This is a genomic window from Pseudomonas moorei, assembly GCF_042846945.1.
GTDB lineage: Bacteria > Pseudomonadota > Gammaproteobacteria > Pseudomonadales > Pseudomonadaceae > Aquipseudomonas > Aquipseudomonas moorei.
This window is the reverse complement of record NZ_AP035776.1, coordinates 4,718,443-4,739,239: the sequence shown is the minus strand read 5'-3', so window position 1 is coordinate 4,739,239 and position 20,797 is coordinate 4,718,443. Positions and strand designations below refer to the sequence as shown.

At 60.1% G+C, this 20,797-nt stretch carries 15 protein-coding genes and 1 pseudogene; 6 read left to right on the top strand and 10 right to left on the bottom strand.

The genetic code is table 11. The features are described from left to right. Positions 1-262 precede the first annotated feature (262 nt). From ACGJAX_RS22335 to ACGJAX_RS22305, 7 genes are all read right to left on the bottom strand, one after another. Positions 263-1,684, bottom strand: a complete 1,422-nt coding sequence (locus tag ACGJAX_RS22335; protein WP_390956194.1) for an efflux transporter outer membrane subunit — start codon at positions 1,682-1,684, stop codon at positions 263-265. Further along, positions 1,684-4,872 (bottom strand): efflux RND transporter permease subunit, encoded by a 3,189-nt coding sequence (locus ACGJAX_RS22330; RefSeq protein ID WP_090321465.1) that lies wholly within the window; start codon positions 4,870-4,872, stop codon positions 1,684-1,686. The genes ACGJAX_RS22335 and ACGJAX_RS22330 overlap by 1 nt, the downstream gene beginning before the upstream one ends. 15 nt (positions 4,873-4,887) lie before the next feature. Continuing rightward, a complete protein-coding gene (gene mexE, locus ACGJAX_RS22325; protein WP_090321468.1) occupies positions 4,888-6,141 on the bottom strand; it encodes a multidrug efflux RND transporter periplasmic adaptor subunit MexE in 1,254 nt (417 codons plus the stop codon). Between the two features lie 590 nt (positions 6,142-6,731). Then, positions 6,732-7,688, bottom strand: coding sequence for an NAD(P)-dependent oxidoreductase (locus tag ACGJAX_RS22320; protein ID WP_390956193.1), 957 nt, complete (start codon positions 7,686-7,688; stop codon positions 6,732-6,734). Positions 7,689-7,721: 33 nt separating this feature from the next. Further along, positions 7,722-8,480, bottom strand: coding sequence for an SDR family NAD(P)-dependent oxidoreductase (locus ACGJAX_RS22315; RefSeq protein WP_390956192.1), 759 nt, complete (start codon positions 8,478-8,480; stop codon positions 7,722-7,724). 42 nt (positions 8,481-8,522) lie between these two features. Then, positions 8,523-9,215 (bottom strand): fumarylacetoacetate hydrolase family protein, encoded by a 693-nt coding sequence (locus ACGJAX_RS22310; RefSeq protein WP_090321477.1) that lies wholly within the window; start codon positions 9,213-9,215, stop codon positions 8,523-8,525. A 98-nt stretch (positions 9,216-9,313) separates the two neighbouring features. Beyond that, positions 9,314-10,663, bottom strand: a complete 1,350-nt coding sequence (locus ACGJAX_RS22305) for an MFS transporter (protein WP_390956191.1) — start codon at positions 10,661-10,663, stop codon at positions 9,314-9,316. Between the two features lie 586 nt (positions 10,664-11,249). Between ACGJAX_RS22305 and ACGJAX_RS22300 the strand changes: the two genes are divergently transcribed. After that, positions 11,250-12,182 (top strand): AraC family transcriptional regulator, encoded by a 933-nt coding sequence (locus tag ACGJAX_RS22300; protein WP_090321482.1) that lies wholly within the window; start codon positions 11,250-11,252, stop codon positions 12,180-12,182. A 74-nt stretch (positions 12,183-12,256) separates the two neighbouring features. Here ACGJAX_RS22300 and ACGJAX_RS22295 read toward each other — a convergent pair. Both ACGJAX_RS22295 and ACGJAX_RS22290 read right to left on the bottom strand, forming a co-directional pair. Continuing rightward, a pseudogene (locus ACGJAX_RS22295) lies at positions 12,257-12,476 on the bottom strand (methylmalonyl-CoA epimerase); the annotation flags it as partial. Positions 12,477-12,532: 56 nt separating this feature from the next. Beyond that, positions 12,533-13,447, bottom strand: coding sequence for a LysR family transcriptional regulator (locus ACGJAX_RS22290; RefSeq protein ID WP_090321484.1), 915 nt, complete (start codon positions 13,445-13,447; stop codon positions 12,533-12,535). Between the two features lie 269 nt (positions 13,448-13,716). On the opposite strand from ACGJAX_RS22290, the gene ACGJAX_RS22285 reads away from it, so the two are divergent. The 5 genes from ACGJAX_RS22285 (at position 13,717) to pgm (ending at position 19,982) form a co-directional block, all read left to right on the top strand. Then, the gene (locus ACGJAX_RS22285; protein ID WP_090321486.1) at positions 13,717-14,739 is read left to right on the top strand and encodes a zinc-dependent alcohol dehydrogenase family protein; all 1,023 of its coding nucleotides are present in this window, start codon (positions 13,717-13,719) and stop codon (positions 14,737-14,739) included. 186 nt (positions 14,740-14,925) lie between these two features. Then, positions 14,926-15,183, top strand: a complete 258-nt coding sequence (locus ACGJAX_RS22280) for a hypothetical protein (RefSeq protein ID WP_139204780.1) — start codon at positions 14,926-14,928, stop codon at positions 15,181-15,183. A 121-nt stretch (positions 15,184-15,304) separates the two neighbouring features. Continuing rightward, complete coding sequence (locus ACGJAX_RS22275) at positions 15,305-16,786, top strand: hypothetical protein (protein WP_390956190.1); 1,482 nt, start codon at positions 15,305-15,307, stop codon at positions 16,784-16,786. 37 nt (positions 16,787-16,823) lie between these two features. Then, positions 16,824-18,224 (top strand): PLP-dependent aminotransferase family protein, encoded by a 1,401-nt coding sequence (locus ACGJAX_RS22270; RefSeq protein ID WP_248914887.1) that lies wholly within the window; start codon positions 16,824-16,826, stop codon positions 18,222-18,224. A 111-nt stretch (positions 18,225-18,335) separates the two neighbouring features. Next, a complete protein-coding gene (gene pgm / locus ACGJAX_RS22265; RefSeq protein ID WP_390956189.1) occupies positions 18,336-19,982 on the top strand; it encodes a phosphoglucomutase (alpha-D-glucose-1,6-bisphosphate-dependent) in 1,647 nt (548 codons plus the stop codon). Between the two features lie 104 nt (positions 19,983-20,086). Here pgm and ACGJAX_RS22260 read toward each other — a convergent pair whose 3' ends face one another. Next, positions 20,087-20,782, bottom strand: coding sequence for a pirin family protein (locus ACGJAX_RS22260; RefSeq protein ID WP_390956188.1), 696 nt, complete (start codon positions 20,780-20,782; stop codon positions 20,087-20,089). Positions 20,783-20,797 lie beyond the last annotated feature (15 nt).

Here is a 20,797-nt window from a genome sequence, read left to right as displayed (position 1 = left end):
GAGCGAGCCTGCTCGCGATAGCAATCAGTCAGTCACCCTTGATGCTGGATTTGCTGACGTCATCGCTGCGATGCGGCGACCCGACAAGCCCGCGCCCATACAGGTTCCGCGGCAGGTAATAAACGCCAGGCGCTTACCGGGATTCTTCCATCCGAGTTCCCCGGGATTAACTGAAGAACCAAAAAAAAGCCCCGCGACTGAATGAGGCGCAGGGCAAAGGAATTGGTTGGTTGCGGCCAACCAAAGGAGCGCTTGAAAAAGGTTACTTGCTGGCGACCGTTTCCGGCTGCCAGCCACCGCCGAGTGCCTTGTAGATCGCGACGATGCCGCGGTACAGGTCGACTTCGGCCTGGGCCTGGGTGTCTTCGGCCGCCAGACGCTCACGCTGGGCATCGAGCAACACCAGGAAGTCGGCGGTGCCTTCGCGGTAGCGGATCTCGGCGAGGTCGGCAGCGGAACGGCTCGATTCGCTCTGGCGAATCAGCGAAATCAACCGTTGTTGGCGTTTGCCGTAATCGCTGAAGGCGTTCTCCGATTCTTCCAGGGCCAGCAAGACTTGTTGCTCGTAGCTCGCCAGGGCGCCTTCGGCGTCGGCGTCAGCACCGCGCAAGCGGGCCTTGACGCTGCCCAGATCGAACGCCGCCCAAGTGATGCTCGGGCCAAGCGCCCAGGCGTTGGCCGCCGAGGAACCGATCTGCGAACCCCGCCCGGCGGTGAAACCAAGGAAGCCGCTGAGGCTGACCCGCGGGAACAGATCAGCCTTGGCCACGCCGATGCGCGCCGTGGCCGAGGCCAGTTTGCGTTCGGCGCTGAGAATGTCCGGGCGACGTTGCAGCAGTTCGCCCGGATCACCAATGGGCAATGCCTTGGCAATGGCCGGCAATTCCTTGGGGCTCAGGTCGACGCTCAACTTGTCCGGGCGTTGACCCAGCAGGGTAGCGATGCGGTTTTTCTGCCGAACCTGTTCGGCCTGCAATTGCGGCACGCTGGCTTCGACCGACGCCAGCCGTGCGTCGGCGCGTTCCACGTCGAGCTGATCGCCCACGCCGGCATCACGCAGGCTGATGGTGATCTTGCGCGACTCCTGCTGGTTCTCCAGGTTGGCCAAGGCGATTTTTTCCCGCAGCTGCGCGCCGCGCAGCTGGCCGTAAGAATCCACCAGTTCGGCAATCATGGTGACTTGCAGTTGATACAGATCGGCCTCGACCGCTTGTTGCTCGGCGTTGGCCGATTCCAGGTTGCGCTGGATGCGGCCAAACAGGTCGATCTCCCACGCCATGTCCAGGCCCAGGTCATAGCGTTCGCTGTTGACCCGATTGGTGGTCTGGCCGGGAATCTGCCCCTTGGCCAGGTCACTGCTGACCCGGCTGGTGATGGTCGGCATGGCGTCATTGCTGACGTCGTCGCGTATCGCCCGCGCCGCTTTCCAGCGGGCGAAGGCGACGCGCAAGTCGCGGTTGCCCTTCAGGGACTCGGTCACCAACTGGTTGAGGGTCGGGTCCTCGAACTGCTGCCACCAGATGCCTTCGAAACGGGAACGGTCGAAGTTCTTCTGACCGGCCGCGCCATCGGTGGCGGTGGTGATATGGGCCGCCTCGGTGGCCGGGGTCTTGTAGTCCGGGCCCACGGCACAGGCGCTCAGCGCCAGTACCAGGAGACTCGGCAGGAAGGCTTTCAGGCTCATTAATGCGACTCCAGTTGCGACTCAAGTTTGAGGGCCTTGGCCGCTTTGCGCGCTTCACCGCGCTCGACAAAGTTGCGAATCAGTACGTAGAACACCGGTGTCAGCAACAGACCGAAGAAAGTCACCCCGAGCATCCCGGAGAACACTGCCACACCCATGGCATGACGCATTTCGGCACCGGCACCGCTGGAGAACACCAGTGGCACCACACCCATGATGAACGCGAAGGAGGTCATCAGGATCGGCCGCAGACGCAGGCGGCAGGCTTCCAGTACCGCGGCCAGCGGGTTGAGACCTTCCAGCTGTTTATCCTTGGCAAACTCGACGATCAGGATCGCGTTCTTGCACGCCAGGCCCACCAGTACGATCAAACCGATCTGGGTAAAGATGTTGTTGTCGCCACCGGACACAATCACCCCGGTGATGGCCGACAGCAGGGTCATCGGTACGATCAGGATCACCGCCAGTGGCAGGCTCCAGCTTTCGTATTGCGCCGCGAGCACCAGGAACGCCAGCAGTACGCAGAGCGGGAACACGAACAGCGCGGTGTTGCCGGACAGAATCTGCTGGTAGGTCAGGTCGGTCCATTCGTAGGTCATGCCGTTCGGAAGTTCATCCTTGAGCAGTTTCTCGATGGCTTTCTGGGCCTGGCCAGAGCTGTAGCCGGGGGCTGCCGCACCGTTGATTTCAGCGGTGATGAAGCCGTTGTAGTGCATCACGCGGTCCGGGCCCGAGGTGTCGCTGACCTTGATGAAGGTCGCCAGCGGGATCATTTCGCCCTTGTTGTTGCGTACTTTCAGCTGGCCGATCTGATCCGGTTCAAGACGGAACTGCTGCTCGGCCTGAACGTTGACCTGATAGGTACGACCAAAGCGGTTGAAGTCGTTGGCATACAGCGAACCCAGGTAGATCTGCAGGGTGTCGAAGATGTCGCTGACGGCCACGCCGTGGGTCTTGGCTTTTTCCCGGTCGATGGCGGCATCGACCTGTGGCACGTTCACGGTGTAGCTGGTGAACAGGTTGGCCAGTTCCGGAACGCTGTGGCTCTTGGCAATGATGTTCATGGTTTGCTTGTACAGCTCGTCGTAGCCCAGGTTGCCCCGGTCTTCGATTTGCAGGCGGAAACCACCGATCGTGCCCAGGCCCTGTACCGGCGGCGGCGGGAAGATCGCAATGTAGGCACCCTGGATGTCGGCGAACTTGGCGTTCAGCGCGGCCGCAATGGCACCGGCCGATTCGCTTGGGTCCTTGCGCTCGTCAAACGGCTTGAGCGGGGTGAACACGATGCCGGCGTTGGGGCTGTTGGTGAAACCGTTGATCGACAGGCCCGGGAAGGCCACCGAGTTGGCGACGCCGGGTTGCTTGAGGGCAATCTCGGACATCTGCTGGATCACTGCATCGGTGCGATCCAGGCTGGCGGCGTCCGGCAACTGGGCAAATGCCACCAGGTATTGCTTGTCCTGCGCCGGGACGAAACCGGTCGGGGTGCTGGAGAAACCGAAGAACGTCAGGACCATCAGGCCGGCGTACAGCAGCAGGGCGATGCCGCTGCTGCGGATCACACGGCCAACGGTGCCGACATAGCCATGGCTGGCCTTTTCAAAGAAGCGGTTGAAGGGGCGGAACAGCCAGCCACCGAACACCTTGTCCAGGAGTCTGGAGAAGCGGTCTTTCGGCGCATCGTGACCTTTGAGCAATACGGCGGCCAATGCCGGCGACAGGGTCAGCGAGTTGAAGGCCGAGATCACCGTGGAAATCGCAATGGTCAGGGCGAACTGCTTGTAGAACTGGCCGGTCAACCCGGAAATGAAGGCCGCCGGGATAAACACTGCACACAGTACCAGCGCCGTGGCGATGATCGGCCCGGTCACTTCACGCATGGCGCGCTTGGTCGCTTCGACCGGGTTGAGGCCCAGTTCGATGTTCCGTTCGACGTTCTCCACCACCACGATCGCATCGTCCACCACGATACCGATCGCCAGTACCAGGCCGAACAATGACAAGGCGTTCAACGAGAAGCCGAACAGGTGCATCACGGCGAACGTACCGATCAGCGACACCGGCACCGCCACCAGAGGAATGATCGAGGCGCGCCAGGTTTGCAGGAACAGGATCACCACCAGCACCACGAGGATCAGCGCTTCGAACAGGGTGTGAACCACTGCTTCGATGGAGCCGCGCACGAAGATCGTCGGGTCATAGACGATGCTGAAGTCCATGCCTTCCGGGAAGCTTTTCTTCAGCTCCGCCATCTTGTCGCGCACTTCGTTGGAGATCTCGATGGCGTTGGAGCCCGGACGCTGGAAGATCGGGATCGCCACCGCCGGCTGGTTGTTGAGTTGCGAACGCAAGGCGTACTGGCTGGAGCCCAGCTCGACGCGCGCAATGTCTTTCAGGCGCGTGATTTCACCGTTCTCGCCGGAGCGAATGATGATGTTCTCGAACTCTTCTTCGGACACCAGGCGACCCTGGGTGTTGACCGACAGCTGGAACGCGGTGGCGTTCGGTGCAGGCGGCGCACCCAGTGCACCGGCGGCGACCTGACGGTTCTGTTCGCGGATCGCGGTAACCACATCGGTAGCGGTCAGGTTGCGCGAAGCGGTCTTGTTCGGATCGAGCCAGACCCGCAGCGAGTAGTCGCCCATGCCGAACAATTGCACATCACCGACACCGCCCAGACGCGCCAGCTCATCCTTGATGTTGAGCAAGGCGTAGTTGGACAGGTAAAGCATGTCGTAGCGTTTGTCCGGGGAGGTCAAGTGCACGACCATGGTCAAATCGGGCGATGCCTTGTCCACGGTGATACCGATGCGCGTCACTTCTTCGGGCAGTTTCGGTTCGGTCCGGGTCACGCGGTTCTGCACCTGCACCTGCGCATTGTCCAGATCGGTACCCAGGGCGAAGGTGATGGTCAGGGTGATCTTGCCGTCGGCGGTCGACTGCGAGGACATGTACAACATGTTCTCGACGCCGGTGATCGCTTGCTCCAGCGGAGCGGCCACGGTTTCACCAATGACCTTGGGGTTGGCACCGGGGAAGTTGGCGCGGACCACAACAGTCGGCGGCACCACTTCCGGGTATTCGCTGATCGGCAACTGGAACAGCGAAATGGCACCGGCGATCAGGATCAGCAGCGACAGCACTGCGGCGAAGATCGGCCGTGAAATGAAGAATTGGGAAAAATTCATCGGAGTCGTTATCCCTTAACCGCGTGGAGTCGCAGCAGCCAGCTTCACAGCCGTACCCGGCGCGACCTTGGCAGGCGCGACTTGAGGCAGGTTGCTGGCTTCCAGCGCTTGACGTTGTTGTGCCAGGGCCGCGAGGGTTTGCTCGCTGGCCATCGGGATCACTTCAGGGGTGACTGGTGAACCAGGTCGTACCCGCTGCAGGCCCTTGACGATGATGGTGTCGTCCTTGTTCAGGCCGTTGCGCACGATGCGCAAGCCTTCGATCTTCGGACCCAGCTCGACTGCGCGGTAGGCCGTTTTGTTGTCGGCGTCCATCACCAGCACGAACTTCTTGCCCAGGTCGGTGCCGACCGCTTCATCGTTGATCAGCATGGCGTTGTAGGTGCCGCTGCCAACCAGTTTCAGGCGCGCATAGAGGCCCGGGGTGTAGCTGCCGTCGCTGTTGTCGAAGACGGCGCGACCACGGATGGTGCCGGTTTTCGGGTTGACCTGGTTGTCGACGAAGTTCATCTGGCCCAGGTGCGGGTTGCCGTCTTCGTTGGACAGGCCCATGTAGACCGGAGTGGTGGCGCCGCGTTTGCCCTGGCGGGCAAGCTGGGTGTACTTGAGGAACACGCGCTCGTCAGCGTCGAAGTAGGCGTAGACCTTGTCGGTGGAAACGACGCTGGTCAGTGGCGTGGTATCGGCGGTCACCAGGTTGCCGGCGGTGATTTCCGCACGGCTGACACGACCGCTGATGGGCGCGGTGACGCGGGTGAAACTCAGGTTCAATTTGGCCAGGTCCAGTTGCGCTTGAAGCGCACCGACGGCGGCGCGGGCTTCTTGAGCGGCACTGGTGCGCGAATCGGCCAGTTCGGCGGAAATCGCGTTGCTGGTGCGCAGGCGTTCACCGCGCTGGGCTTCGTTTTCGCTGCGGGTGGCATTGGCGCGGGCCTGGGCGACCAGCGCTTCGAGGCGGCGGACCTCGGCCTGGAATGGACGAGGGTCGATCTGGAACAGCAGGTCGCCTTTCTTCACCAGAGCGCCTTCGGTAAAGGCCACTTCATCGATCTGACCGGAAACCCGTGGACGAATCTCGACGGTTTCCGGCGCTTCCAGGCGACCGGTGAATTCGTCCCACTCGTTGACCGGTTGCTCCAGCACCTTGGCCACGCTGACCTTGGCAGCGGGCGGGGCGGCGGCAGTTTGCGGAGCCTTGCCGCAGGCGCTCATCACCACGACGGCCAACAGGGCCAATGGGAAGCGCAAATGTTTGAGTGACTGTTCCATGGATGCATCCGCCAATGTATTGAGATTGGCGAATGATGCGCGGCAGGCCTGGAGGGGACGAATCGAACGGGGCGAAGATAACTATCATTCGGAATGATAGGAGAGCCTCGGTCAGCTCTCTAGCCTGCGCTTCAAGTCAGGTACCGATCAATTCGGTTGATGGCAATTCTGTGTTGCCACAAACGCAACAGTCTGGCCTGGCACCGGGTCGCGCCGATCGCTGGCAAGCCAGCGCCTGCAGAATTGGCGTCGTTCACATGATTTTTTATCGGCAGGGTTAACGTAGGAACTGGCTTGCCAGCGAAGGCGTCAGATGCCTTCACAAAGCATTCAAGCCAGACTATCCGGATCGCCAAAGAACATTTTGACAGGGCTCCAGGACGGTGTTTTGAGGTCGGAAAAATCTGTCGATGCCGCCGCATGCCCCGCCTGTGCGAGCGATTGCGAATGGCGATTTCTGACAGAGACCAAGAGGGTTGCGGATGGTTTTCAGTGTGCCGCCCAACCTGAATCGGCAGCAGTCGGGCGTCGATCTGTTTATCTGACACCGAGCCACCGAGGGAGCGCAACGTCCCCTCGGTGGCCAGGCTTCAGTCAGTCACGGAACCCTGCGGTATTCTCCCGGCGAAACTGTCCACCAGGCTCGCCACCACCATCTCTCCCATTCGCGTGCGGGTCTGCAGCGTCGCACTCGCGCGATGGGGCTGCAGTACCACTTTCTCGTTGCCGAACAATGTCTCGGGGACGTTCGGTTCATCGACAAACACATCCAGCGCCGCACCGGCGATCTCACCAGCGGCCAGCGCCGCCACCAGATCGACCTCGTTGACCAGCTTGCCGCGCGCCACGTTGATCAGATACCCGTCCTTGCCCAGCGCCTGCAACACCTCGGCATTGATGATGGCTTCAGCCTTGTCGGCAGCGGCCGCGAGAATCAGCGCATCACTGTTGCTGGCCAGTTGCTTCAGATCGGCAATGAAAGTGTGGTTCACATCGTTCATCGGCTGCAGATCGGTGTAACTGATCGGGCAGCCGAACGCCGCGGCCCGGGTCGCCACTGCACGGCCGACCCGGCCCATGCCGACGATCCCTATGCGCATGCCCGACACTTGACGCGCCAACGGCAACGGGGCCAACGGTGTCGGGCTATGGGGCCATTGCCCCGAACGCACATAACGATCACTGGTGCACAGACCCCGGCATACGGCAATCAACAATCCGATGGCCAGGTCGGCGACGTCTTCGGTCAGTGCGCCAATGGTCGCGGTTACGCGGATCCCGCGATCCCTGGCGTAAGCCAGATCTACCGCATCGGTGCCGACGCCATTGACCGCCACCACTTCCAGTTTGGGTAATTGCGCCATCAGTGCCTGGCTGATGCCAGTATGGCCGCCGGTGATCACGCCGCGAATGTTCGCCCCGTGTTCCTGCAAGTAAGCCTGCTTGTCGGTCTGTTGGAAGTAGCGTCTGACGGTAAACAGCTCATCGAGCCGCGCGTTGATTTCAGGGATCAGGATCGGGCTGAGCTGCAAGACTTCTGGCTTCATGTAAACCTCGCGTAGCGGAATAAAAAGGCCGGTTTAACCACGACCGGCAAACGGCATGGCGCTGGCCATGACGGTCATGTTCAGGACGTTCGCCTCCAGCGGCAGACCGGCGATGTAGCGCACGGCATCGGCCACATGCTTGACGTCCACCATCGGCTCCACGGCGATGGTGCCGTTGGCCTGGCGCACGCCTTTGGTCATGCGCACCGACATGTCGGTCAGGGCGTTGCCGATGTCGATCTGGCTGCAGGCGATGTTGAATTCCCGGCCGTCCAGGGCCAGGGATTTGGTCAGCCCCAGCACCGCGTGTTTGCTGGCGGTGTAGGCGCTGCTGAAGGGGCGTGGGGTATGTGCCGAGATCGAGCCGTTATTGATGATGCGTCCGCCCTGTGGCTGTTGCCGGCGCATCAGCCCGAAGGCACCGCGGGCGCAGAGGAATACGCCATTGAGGTTGGTGTCGATCACGTTCCGCCACTGTTCGAGCGTCAGCTCATCCAACGGCACCGCAGGAGCGTTGACCCCGGCGTTGTTGAACACCACATCGAGGCGTCCGTATACCTCGGTGATGGTGGCAAACAGTGCATCGACACTGGCCGGGTCGCGCACGTCAGTGGGCACCGCCAACGCGTCGTGTCCCTCGCTCTGTGCCCGTTCGACCAATGCCTGCAATGGCTCTGGCCGGCGTCCGGCCAATACCAGGGTGAATCCGTCTGCCATCAGCGCCAGGGCCACGGCGCGGCCGATTCCGCTACCGGCGCCGGTGACCAGAGCCACTTTCAAAGGACTGTTCATGTTGTTATCTCCATTCTCGATTCGCGAGGGCGTGTGCCGGGTTCAAGGTCGCTGACCGACATGCATTTCAAGTTGGCCGATGCCGTCGATCCCGGCATTGATGACGTCTCCTGGTTGCAGCACATCGACGCCTGCCGGGCTGCCGGTCATGATCAAGTCACCGGCCCGGAGCGCTACCGATTGCGAGATGCGGCTGATGATTTCACTGACCGACCAGATCTGGCTGTCGAGGCTGTCGCGCTGGCGCTCTTGGCCGTTGACGTTCAGCCACAAATCGCCGTCCGGGTGTCCGGCGCGAGTCACTGGCACGATGGCGGTCATCGGCGCGGCGCCGTCGAACACCTTGGCACCCTCCCACGGCAAACCATTGCTTTTGGCCGCGCGCTGGACGTCACGACGGGTTAGATCAAGACCGACGGCATAGCCCCAGACATAGGCCAACGCCTGACTCTCCGGGATATTGGCGCCGCCTTCACCGATGGCCACGACCAATTCGATTTCGTGGACGAACTCTTCGGTCAATGGCGGGAAAGTCACTTCACCCGCCGCATCCACCACGTTGCTCGCCGGTTTCATGAAGAACACTGGCGGCTGGCGGGACTGGCCCTGGGTGTCTGGCCAAGGGTAGTTGCGGCCGACGCAAAATACCCGGCCAATGGGAAAGCGCTGCTGGCTGCCGGCAACCGGCAAGGTCACGGGCAGATCCGGGGTAAACACATACTCGGTCATCATCATTTTTGTAGTCGTCCTGTTTGAAGCGTCAGCGTACGGCGGCAATCTTTTGCAAAGTTGGACGAAAGCCGCCTCGTGTTGGAGAAAAACGGTTTCCTGGCTCAGCGCGCCTTGAGTTCGATGCGATACAGGCGACCGAGCAGCAATGAATAAGACAAGGTGCCCATCAACGCCACGCCACCAATGAACCAGAAGGCGTAGGCAAACGAACCTGTCGCGTGGACGATGCCGCCAATCACGATCGGGGTGACGATCCCGCCGATATTGGCGGCCAGGCTGGTGACCCCGCCGGTCAGGCCGATCAGTTCCTTGGGCGCAACTTCCGATACGGCCGCCCACGACGACGAAGCGATTCCCTGAGCGAAGAAGGCTATGGTCAGCACGGCAATGCAGATCACGTTCGAGTCGGTGAAATTCACCAGCACAATCGACATACCCAGCATCGATCCGACCACCAATGGCAACTTGCGAGCGAAGGACATTGAGTAACCACGGCGAATCAGCAAGTCGGAGACGATGCCGGCCAGCAGAATGCCGACCGTTGCACCCACGAACGGCAGCACCGCGAAGATCCCGGCCTTGATCATGGTCAGCTTGCGTTCTTCGATCAGGTACGTCGGGAACCAGGTCAGGAAGAAGTACAACGCTGAGGTGCTGGCGAACTTGCCGATGCAAATCGCCCAGATTTGCCGATAGCTGAACAGCTCGGCGATCTGCCTCCAGTTGAACCGGGTGCGCTCCTGACTGCTCTTGACCAGTCCACCCCCGGCTTCGATGTACTTCAGTTCTTCCTGGCTGACGTTCTTGCAGCTCAGCGGATCGCGGTACACGTAGAGCCAGATCACGCCGAACACAATGCCGAGTATCCCGGTGCTGTAGAACACATGGCGCCAGTCATAGGTCGTGGCCAGCCATAACAGTGCGCCGGTAAACAGAGCCGTGCCCAGATATTGGCCGCACACGTAAATGCTGCTGGCCAGGCCCCGTTCGCGGGCCGGGAACCATACCGTCACCGCACGGCTGTTGGCCGGAAACGCTGGAGCTTCCATGGCACCGACGGCCAGGCGCAGCCCGAACAGCGAAGCGAATCCTGTGGTAAAGCCTTGGCACACGGTGACCGTCGACCAACTGATCAGCGACACCCCGTAAGTGAACCGGGAACCGAAGCGATCGGCAATGAACCCGGCAGGCACCAAGGCGAGTGCGTAGGTCCAGGCAAACGCGGAAAAGATCAGGCCCATTTCGATCTTGTCCAGGCCCAGGTCCTTGGCCATGAACGGCGCGGCAATCGAGATGTTTACGCGGTCGATGTAGTTGATGATGGTCGCAATCAGCAGCAATGACAGCATGAACCAGCGCCGACGCGTTGGCAGTCGCTGAGGCAACAGGGCGTCACGGGCGCCAGCGCTCACCGACGGCGCGGTGGACGGGGATGTTTGCGAGTTCGACATGAGTAGACCTTTTTATTGTTAGAAGAATCGAGATGTTCGCGCGCAGCCGAAGCCGATGCCTCCAGTGTCGGGGCAGAGCAATCGCTACTTGAATGAGAGGCGCGGACAGCTGCTGTCAGGCGCTCAGATGCGCCTTCGGACAGACTCGGTCGGGGGAGGGTTGGCGAGGGAAAAAAACAGGCTCATCACGTGCGCACCTTTTGATTGTTTTTGGAAGGGTCGGGCTGCATTGCCTGTCAGAGTGGTCGTACAACCTCTCTAAATCAATGAAGGCGTTAGATCGTTTTTTCTCCTGAAAACAGCGATTAATGCAGGTGTCCAAGAAAAATCAAATCAGCTCATTTCCACAGTTCTGCCTCATATGCTTCATAAAGTATTGTTTTTTAAATAATTAATATTTTGTGTGTGCTCACGGCTTTTTGGACGGACGACACATCACTCACAGATACAATTAATTCCCTGTATTCTGTTGTCATCCTATGACGTGTTGAAGCCAGCGGTGTCTGCCTTCACAATCACCGCAGTCGCCGCCTGCATCGCGACGCGACGACAACCTGTCCACTTACCTGTCGAGGATCCTCAGGAAATGTCGTCACCGAGTCGAGTACCCACCTACGTCATGCAGCAACGCAGCGAATTGACGGATTTCTACATCCGCGACAAAAAGGGACGGCGTGCCGAAACCAGTCCACATCGCCACGAGTACTTCCAGATCCAGGTCAACCTCGGTGGAGATACCGTGCAGCACATCGGCAACGTCGAACGTCCGTTTCCACGCAATACACTGGCCTTCATCCTGCCTCATCGCGTGCACGTGATTCCGCATCCGGCCGACAGCAATTTCATGGTGATCAATTTCTCCCAGACCTTCCTGCTGCCGCATTTGCAGTGCGACCCGATGGATCTGGAGGAAGTCTCGATTCTGCTGGCCCCGGAGTTGTCACCGTTCCGTTTTCAGGAACATCTGGATTTCATTCTGGCCGATGAGGACTTCAACAAAGTCTGTGCCCTGATCGAACAGATGCGAGTCCTGGATGAGAACCGTCAGTTTGGCACTCGTGAGATGCTCAAGGGGTTGTTGCTGCAACTGGTGGGGAGTGTTTGTGCCTTGTATGCCGAGCCGCTCAAACGGTTGGCCGAAGAGAATGCCGCCGAAGTCAGCCGACGCAATGCGCTGAGCAGGATGTCGGAATACTTGCGCAAGAACATCGCCGACCCCGATCTCAACCTGATCAAGGTGGCTGCTGCGACTTACCTGTCTCCGACCTATCTGACGCACTGGTTGCGCAAGGAAATCGGAAAGACCTTCACTGAGCTGGTGCTCGAGCGCAGGATGCACGCGGCGCGCAATTATCTGCTCAATGGAACACGACCGGTGGGGGAGGTGGCGAGGTTGTGCGGCTTCGCTGACGAGGCTTATTTCTCCCGACGCTTTCGCCAGATACATGGTCAGCCACCTGGACAATTCAGACGCCAGCAACTCAATCCCGATACTCCACAATCACCGTCCAACACATGATCGACAGCTGTGGGTGATGTGGCGGTAGATACCGAGGTCGATCCGGGCGCACCGGATTGTCCGAAATCAGACGTTCACCGCAGCATCTCCCAGGCAAATGCAGTCTCGACAAATGCCTCCAGACACCTTGTCTACCAGGATCTCGATAGAGAAGTGCCCGAAGCGCTTGGGCAGCCAGATGGCACGTGCCCCGGAGGGTGATTGCGGGTTCGCGCGTGCCAATGGCTCTGCGTTTTTATCTTCTGGCTGAACGCCGGCGACCATCGGTTCGTCATAGGCCTTCTTGAGGTCCGGTATATGCCGTTAACCTTCTGTCATTAAGCAGTTTTTTTGAGACGGGTGGACTTCCGTTACAGACTATCCGGATCGCCAAAGAACATCTGAATCCGCGAGCGCAACCAGCGCTCACCCGGATCATTGTCCTGCGACCCGCGCCAGGCCATGTGCAACTCAAAGCTGCGCACCGGCAGCGGCGGGTCTTCCGCCCGCACGCCGCCGGCAGCAGTCAGTGCGTCGGCCGTATAGTCCGGCACGGTGGCGACAATATCGGTGCCGGCGAGGAGGGTGCTCAAGCCGTTGAATTGCGGGACGGCGAGCACCACGTGACGTTTGCGCCCGAGCTTTTCCAGCTCCTCATCGATAAAACCGCTAAGGTCGCCGGCGAACGAGACCAGCGCATGGGGACGCGCACAATAATCATCCAGGCTCAGCGGCCCCGGCACGGTGTCGGCACGCAGCAGTTTGGGCTGACTGCGGCGCAACACTTTGCGCTTGGCGTTCGCGGGCAGGTCGGTGGTGTAGCTGACACCGATGGAAATTTCGCCGGATGCCAGCAACCCCGGCATCAGGATGTAGTTGACCCGGCGCACCACCAGGACGATCCCCGGCGATTCGGCACGCAGGCGTTTGAGCAGCATCGGCAGCAGGGCGAACTCGACATCGTCCGACAGTCCGATGCGAAACACTGCGGTGCTGGTGGCCGGATCGAAATCGGCCGCGCGGCTGACCGCTGTGGAAATTGAATCCAGCGCCGGCGAGAGCAGGGCGAAGATTTCCACGGCCCGGGCGGAGGGCTCCATGCTGCGGCCGGTGCGCACAAACAACGGATCATCAAACAGCCCGCGAAGACGCGAGAGCGCGGCGCTGATGGCCGGCTGGCCAAGGAACAGCTTCTCCGCAGCGCGAGTCACACTGCGCTCGTGCATCAATGTTTCGAATACGATTAACAGGTTCAGGTCGACACGACGCAGGTCATTACGATTCATCTGGAGTCCTGGCAGAGTCAGCAAACTTGACGTGAGCGGCCATATGAGAACAATGGCCAGCGAGAATATTACGGGGAAAGGCTGGTACTCTGCACCGAGTAATTCAGTTTTCCTACAAATGCGGCTTCGGTTTCTCACGACATTTGACAATGTTGCCGCTGCTGCGGAATCAATGACAGGCATGTCGACTATTAATAGCCACTGATAGTCTTGGGTTAAAAGCCCAGCTAGAGTTCAAGGCATTAGAGGTTTATTTGGCGAGGTTTGCGATGTCCCGCACGATCCGTTTTCACAAGTTTGGTCCAGCCGAGGTGCTCAAATGCGAAGAGCATGCGACGGCTCTGCCTGCACCGGGCGAAGTGCAGGTGCGCGTCGAAGCCATTGGCATCAGCTGGTATGACACGCTGTGGCGTCAGAACCTGGCCTCGTCCCACGCTCGCCTGCCTTCCGGTATTGGCCAGGAAATGGCCGGTATCGTGACCGCCGTCGGCGAAGGTGTCGATGACCTGGCCGTGGGTGACAAGGTCGCCAGCTTCCCCGCCCAGAGCCCGAACGACTATCCGGTTTACGGTGATTTGATTGTGCTGCCGCGCACATCGCTGACCCGCTACCCCGACGTGCTCAGCCCGATTGAAGCCAGCGTGCATTACACGCCGCTGCTGATCGCCTATTTCGCTTACGTCGATCTGGCACGGGTCAAACCCGGGCAATTTGCCCTGGTGACCGACGCCAGTCACTGCGCCGGCCCTTCTTTTGTGCAGTTGGGCAAAGCCTTGGGCGTGCGAGTGATCGCTGCCACCAAGAGCGCGGAAGAACGTGAAAACCTGCTGTCGCTGGGTGCCGAGAAAGTCATCGTCACCGAAGAAGAAGACCTGCTGATTCGGGTCAACAAGATCACTGACAATCGTGGTGTCGATGTCGTGTTCGATGGTCTCGGTGGTCCGCAGATGTCGCTGCTTGGCGATGTCCTGGCGCCTCGGGGCAGCCTGGTGCTGTACGGTCTGCAAGGTGGCAACCAGACACCGTTCCCGGCTTGCGCGGCGTTTCAGAAGAACATTCAGTTCTTTGTACACTGCATCGGCAACTTTACCGGCAAGCCGGAGCTGGGCATCATCCAGGACCAGGTCGCACTGCAACGTGCCTTGCGTGACATCAACCAATTGACCGCGGACCGTGTTCTGCTGCCGCTCAAGACTCGGGTCTTCCCGTTTACCGAGGTGGTCGAGGCACATCGCTACATGGACGAATGCCCATGCCGCGAACGAGTCGCCCTGCAGGTCGAACCGGCCTGACGCTCCCGCAAAAGTCCGTGCTTTCACGGACTTTTTGCCTTCAGCACTTTCCGACATGACACACCCCATTGGCCTGCCAATGGGCCGGTTCAGCAACTGAACTGGTTTTTGCTGTCTATCTGTAGCTTCTAATCAGCATCTAAGCCTTGATAATTGAATGATTACTTTCATCTCAAGGAATGAGTCATGGCCAAGTATCCGATCGATACTTTTCGATGCACAGCATTGCCACTAATTCAAAAAACACTGCACGGTTACAGGGTTGCCGAACATTCGGGGGCAACTTCTTTCTTTATTTCTTGTAATAAACGTCTGTGGGACGCTGTCGGACATTTCCTAGGATGTCGAGCGCCAACGGATGAAGCCTTGCCAGCAGGGCTTTTCGTCAATGCAGAGGGCGTTCGCCGCGTTGGCAACGACCCAACCTTCTGCATATTGGCTTGAAAACTTAAGTGTTAGCATTTGGCTATCATTCCCGATAATTCACTCATCTCCAGGCAACCCCTTGCGCTGTGCGCGCAGTTATTTGCGCGGCTTCGGACTTATAAGCATCAGGTAAATAAAGATGACCAACATCCATGAACAAGCCATGAACAATGTCTATCAACAAGTATTGCAACGCTTACTGAGTTTCTTTTCCCGTGCCGAACGCACCGCATTGCAATTATTGATCCAGCGCCTGGCGGTGGCTGCCGGAGGCATGGAGCAAATGGGCAGCTACAAGGTACTGGCTATCCAGTCCGGTTCCCGCGACTGTTGCTACACCCTGGCGTTACTGCGTGCGGCACAGCTGACCATCGCCACGCGGGCGCCGGCGACATTCCAGTTGCGGGTGGCGACGTTGCGCTTGAACAGCACCAGTTCAGCGGCCCTGGATAACATCGACCGCACTTACAGCGCGTTGTTCGTCCATGACGACCCGAGGGTTGAACTGTTGATGGTCGAGAACCGCGAAGTCCTGCCCTTCGACCCTGCCGCGCCCATATCGAAGGCCGGTCGCGAGTCCAACCGGATGAACCTGTTGATGATCGGCCATCGCCGCACCTCGGACGAGCCGCTCGAACTCTGGGATGACGGTTATCTGGCCACAGGCGAGTTCTATGGACAAATCGCCCGCTGGAACCACGGTGTCGACGCCTTCATCAGCGGCGACTCACCACGCCAGCAGAAGCAGTTCATCGAGGGATTGAACCGCGCGGCGACCAAGGCCGGCATCGGATTGACGAGCCACCCCGATTCCGAGTTCGGCTGCCTGTTCGCACGACTCGACGAGCTGGGAAGTGACTGCTACCAGGCGTTTTATGGCGAACACGGCCAGGTGCCCTGGCGTCCGGCCGAGCAGTTTGAAGCTTGCCGGCGCAGCACGTTCATCAGTATTCACGACATATTGGTCGGTAATCTGGAAGAACGTTGGCCGTTGTTGTCGGAGTTTCTTGGTTTCAAGGCGGACACGTTGACGAGGCAACTCAACGACTACGAGTACGCCAGCCCGGGCATTGCCGCGCATATTGAAGGCTTGCAAGCCTGCTTCGTGCAGGGTCAGACCTACGAGGCAGGCGTCGCCCGATACCTGCAACGCACCTTGGTGATGATGCATCGCCGACAACTGCCGGAACGCCTGTGCGAGCAAGCGGTGGAGGCGTTCGGCAACCCGGCGGCGCTGGACGAATTACGCGCGCAAGCGGCGGCCGAGGCTCAACTCAGTCTTGGTTTGAGCGAGGCGCAACTGGTGTGCCTGTTGTTTGCGCCCTTCACCGAGAATGGCGCCAGGCTTGAGCGCTTCCTGCGCCAGTGCCATCCAGGCATGCTCGTGGCCTTGCCTGACCTGCACCGTGCCATGCAGGGCCAGCCGGTCGCCGAGCAGATCATGCAATGGATGATCGACGTCAGCGGCTTGCCTGTCAGCCTGATCGGCCAGCTTTACCGCATGGCGCCGGTGTCCAGTCAAGGGGGTGGGGCAGCAGAGTGGGCGGGCACCGATGCGCAGGCCATTGAAGGACCTCACGACGACGCCACACTCTCGGGTGAATGGTCGGCAGGTCGCTGAAGGTGAGCTTCAAACGCTTTGAAACAGGCTTTTGCCCATGAAAGGTCCGCGCGAAACCGACTTTGCATATCAGGCGGTGTACCGCTATCTGACCAGCCTGATCAGCGAGCATGCCACTGATGCACGCGTGCGCCTGCCATCGTTACGCCAATTGGCGCAGCGTCTGAACGTATCGATCTCGACCATTCAATACGCTTACTCGCTGCTGGAGAAGGAAGGGCGCGTCTATTCATTGGCCAAGTCCGGCTATTACGCTACGCCGGTGCCTTCCATCAGTACCCTCTACAGTGGCAGCGACCTGTTGGAAATGGTCTACAGCCACGCGCGGCGCCCCGGCACGCTGAACCTGAGCGCCGATGAGCCCGCTTTGCTGCAGCCACTCGACAGCCCCCTGTTGCTACTGGAAAGGGAGTTGCTGCGGCAGTATCCGCGCCAGCCGCAAGCGTCTTCACAACCGTGTGGCGAACTGGAACTGCGTACCGCACTGGCTGCGCGTTATACCTCTTCGCCGGTGCGCTGCTGGCATGCCGATGAGGTCTACATTGGTGCCGATCTGCGTGGTGTATTGGAAATACTGATCACCGTGTTGTCACTCAGGGGCGCCACGGTGGTGGTCGAGTCGCCGTGTGACTGCGCATTGCTGCGCCTGTTGCAGGATGCCGACGTGCGAGTCATCGAATGGCCGCTGCTGGCCAACGGAGCGCTGAATCTCGAACACCTCGAAGCGCTGCTTGAAACCGAGCCGGTAAGACTGGTCATGGTGTCCTCCGGGGTGAACATGCCCCGGGGCAGCCGGGCGCCCGACCATAATCGCCAGGCCGTTGCGCAGTTGTTGGCGCGCCATGACTGCCAGGTGCTGGAAAACGATTGTTACGGCGAGCTGGGGTTCGAGCCTGAAGGTCTGCATTTTCGCGATCTGCTGCCGGCCGAACGACTGATCGTGTTTTCCTCCTTCGAAAAAATCATCGGCCCGGAGGCGCCCTTCGGTTATCTGCTCTCACGTCACCTGGGAGCCGAATTGCAGCGGCACTTTCTGTTGCGCGCCTTCCGCCTTTCACCGATTCGCCAGAAAGCCATTGCGCGCCTGTACAGCAACGGTCGAATCGACCATCACTTGCAGGTGCTGCGGCGCCGGCTCAAGGACAGCAAGGCGCTGATGACCCAGTTGCTGCAAGAACGACTGGGCGATGCACTGCACTTCGTCGAGCCTCAGGGTGGCTCGACCATCTGGGTGAGTTCGCTGCGCCGCGTCGATGTGCGTCGGGTGTTTCAGCGCCTGCTCAAACATCAAGTGGTGATTGCGCCAGGCGAGTTGTTCAGCCTCCAGGGATTGCATGCTCAACATCTGCGGCTGAGTCATACCTTTGCCAGCGAGCATGACCTCGCCGGAGCACTGGGCCTGCTGGGGGATGCCCTGCGTCTGGAAGCCATTGACTGAGCGAGGTTGGAAAACATCGGCCACACTCATGGATCGATCCCATCGCACTATGGTCAAACTGCCAGTAAACTGCGCTCCTATCCCTGAACCACTCTATTCCAGAGGTTTTGCATGACACTCAGTCCTTTTGCGGGTAAACCGGCACCGGCAGAACTGTTGGTCGATATCCCGCGACTGGTAACGGCTTATTACACGGGCCAGCCTGATGCTTCGATCTCCACCCAGCGCGTCGCCTTTGGCACGTCCGGGCACCGGGGCAGCTCGTTCGACCTGAGTTTCAATGAATGGCACGTCCTGGCGATCAGCCAGGCGATCTGCCTGTACCGCGAAGCCCAGGGCATCGACGGCCCGCTCTTTGTCGGCATCGACACCCACGCGCTCTCCACCCCGGCCGGCGCCAGCGCCCTTGAAGTGCTCGCCGCCAACGGTGTTACGGTGATGATCGCCGCAGGCGATGAATACACCCCGACCCCGGCGGTTTCCCACGCGATTCTCTGCTACAACCGTGGCCGCACTTCGGGGCTGGCCGACGGTATCGTGATCACGCCGTCCCACAACCCGCCGCAAAGCGGTGGCTACAAATACAACCCGACCAATGGCGGCCCGGCCGATACCCACATCACCAAGTGGATCGAAGCCAAGGCCAACGAGCTGCTGGCCAACAAGCTGGCCGGCGTCAAGCGCATCAGCTACGAACAGGCCCTGAAGGCCGGCACCACCCATCGTCATGACTACCTCAATACCTATGTCGCCGATCTGATCAACGTGATCGACTTCGATGCCATCCGCGACGCCAAGCTGCGCCTGGGTGTCGATCCGCTGGGTGGAGCAGGGGTGCGCTACTGGTCGGCGATTGCCGAGCACTACCGCCTGGACCTGGAGGTGGTGAACAAACAGGTGGATTCGACCTTCCGTTTCATGACCGTCGACTGGGATGGCCAGATTCGCATGGACCCATCGTCCAGCTACGCGATGCAGGGCCTGATCGGCCTGAAAGAGCGTTTCGACGTGGCATTCGCCTGCGATCCCGACCACGACCGCCATGGCATCGTCACGCCGTCCGGCGGCCTGTTGGCGCCGAACAACTACCTCGCGGTATCGATCGACTATCTGTTCCAGAACCGCCCGCAATGGCGTGCGGATGCGGCCGTGGGCAAAACCGTGGTCAGCAGTGGCTTGATCGATCGCGTGGCCAAGCGCCTGGGCCGTCGCCTGTACGAAGTGCCGGTCGGCTTCAAATGGTTTGCCGATGGCCTGTTCGACGGGTCCCTGGGCTTTGGTGGCGAAGAAAGCGCCGGTGCCTCGTTCCTGCGCAAGGACGGTAGCGTCTGGTGCACCGACAAGGACGGCCTGATCCCGGCCCTGCTGGCGGCAGAAATGACCGCTCGCACCGGTCGCGATCCAAGCCAGGCCTACCGTGCCTTGACCGATGAATTGGGTGAGCCGTTCTCGGTACGGGTCGATGCCAAGGCCAACCCGGAACAGAAAGCCCTGTTGAGCAAGCTGTCGCCGGCGCAAGTCACCTCGACCGAACTGGCGGGCGAGCCGATCCAGAGCATCCTCAGCCACGCCCCGGGTAATGACCAGGCCATCGGCGGCCTGAAAGTCATGACCGAAAACGGCTGGTTCGCGGCGCGTCCGTCGGGCACGGAAGACATCTACAAGATCTACGCGGAAAGCTTTATCGGCGACGAACACCTCAAGCAACTGGTGGCCGAAGCTCAAACCCTCGTGGATGGCGCCATCTCCGCCAAGTGACTGAGGGACCTGTGGTGAGGGGGCAAGCCTCCTCGCTACACTGATTCGGACAAAAAAAGGGGCAACCATCACGGTTGCCCCTTTTTTGTCTGGCGTTTACTGGATCAGGCCAGGTCCACCAACACGATTTCACTGTCCTCGATGGCCGTCACACGCAATAGGGATTCTTGCGCCACCGCGACACCGTCTCGAGCTTGTGCACGCAAGCCATTGACCTCAATGACTCCCGTCGCCGGCACCAGGTAGGCACGGCGACCGTTGTCCAGGTGATACTCGGCGGTTTCGCCGGCCTTGAGGTTCGCTGCTACCAGCCGGGCATCGGCACGGATGCGCAGGCTCTGATCGTCGCCCGCCTTGCCGCTGGCCAGGGTCACGAAACCTTCACGCTGGCCTTTGGGGAACGGCTTGGCGCCCCAGGACGGCGCCAGGCCGGATTCGTTGGGAATGATCCAGATCTGGAAGATCTTGGTCGGCTTCGCTTCCAGGTTGTACTCACTGTGGGCAATCCCGGTGCCCGCGCTCATGACCTGCACATCACCGGCTTCGGTACGGCCCTTGTTGCCAAGGTTGTCCTGGTGGGTAATGGCCCCTTCACGGACATAGGTGATGATTTCCATGTCGCGATGGGGGTGTTGCGGGAAGCCGGTGCCAGGGGCGATCACGTCGTCGTTCCAGACCCGCAGGTTGCCCCAGTTCATGCGTTTGGGGTCATGGTACTCGGCGAACGAAAAGTGGTGATGCGCATCCAACCAGCCATGGTGAGCGCCACCGAGCGAGTTGAAAGGTCTGAGTTCAAGCATGATCATCTCCTGAAA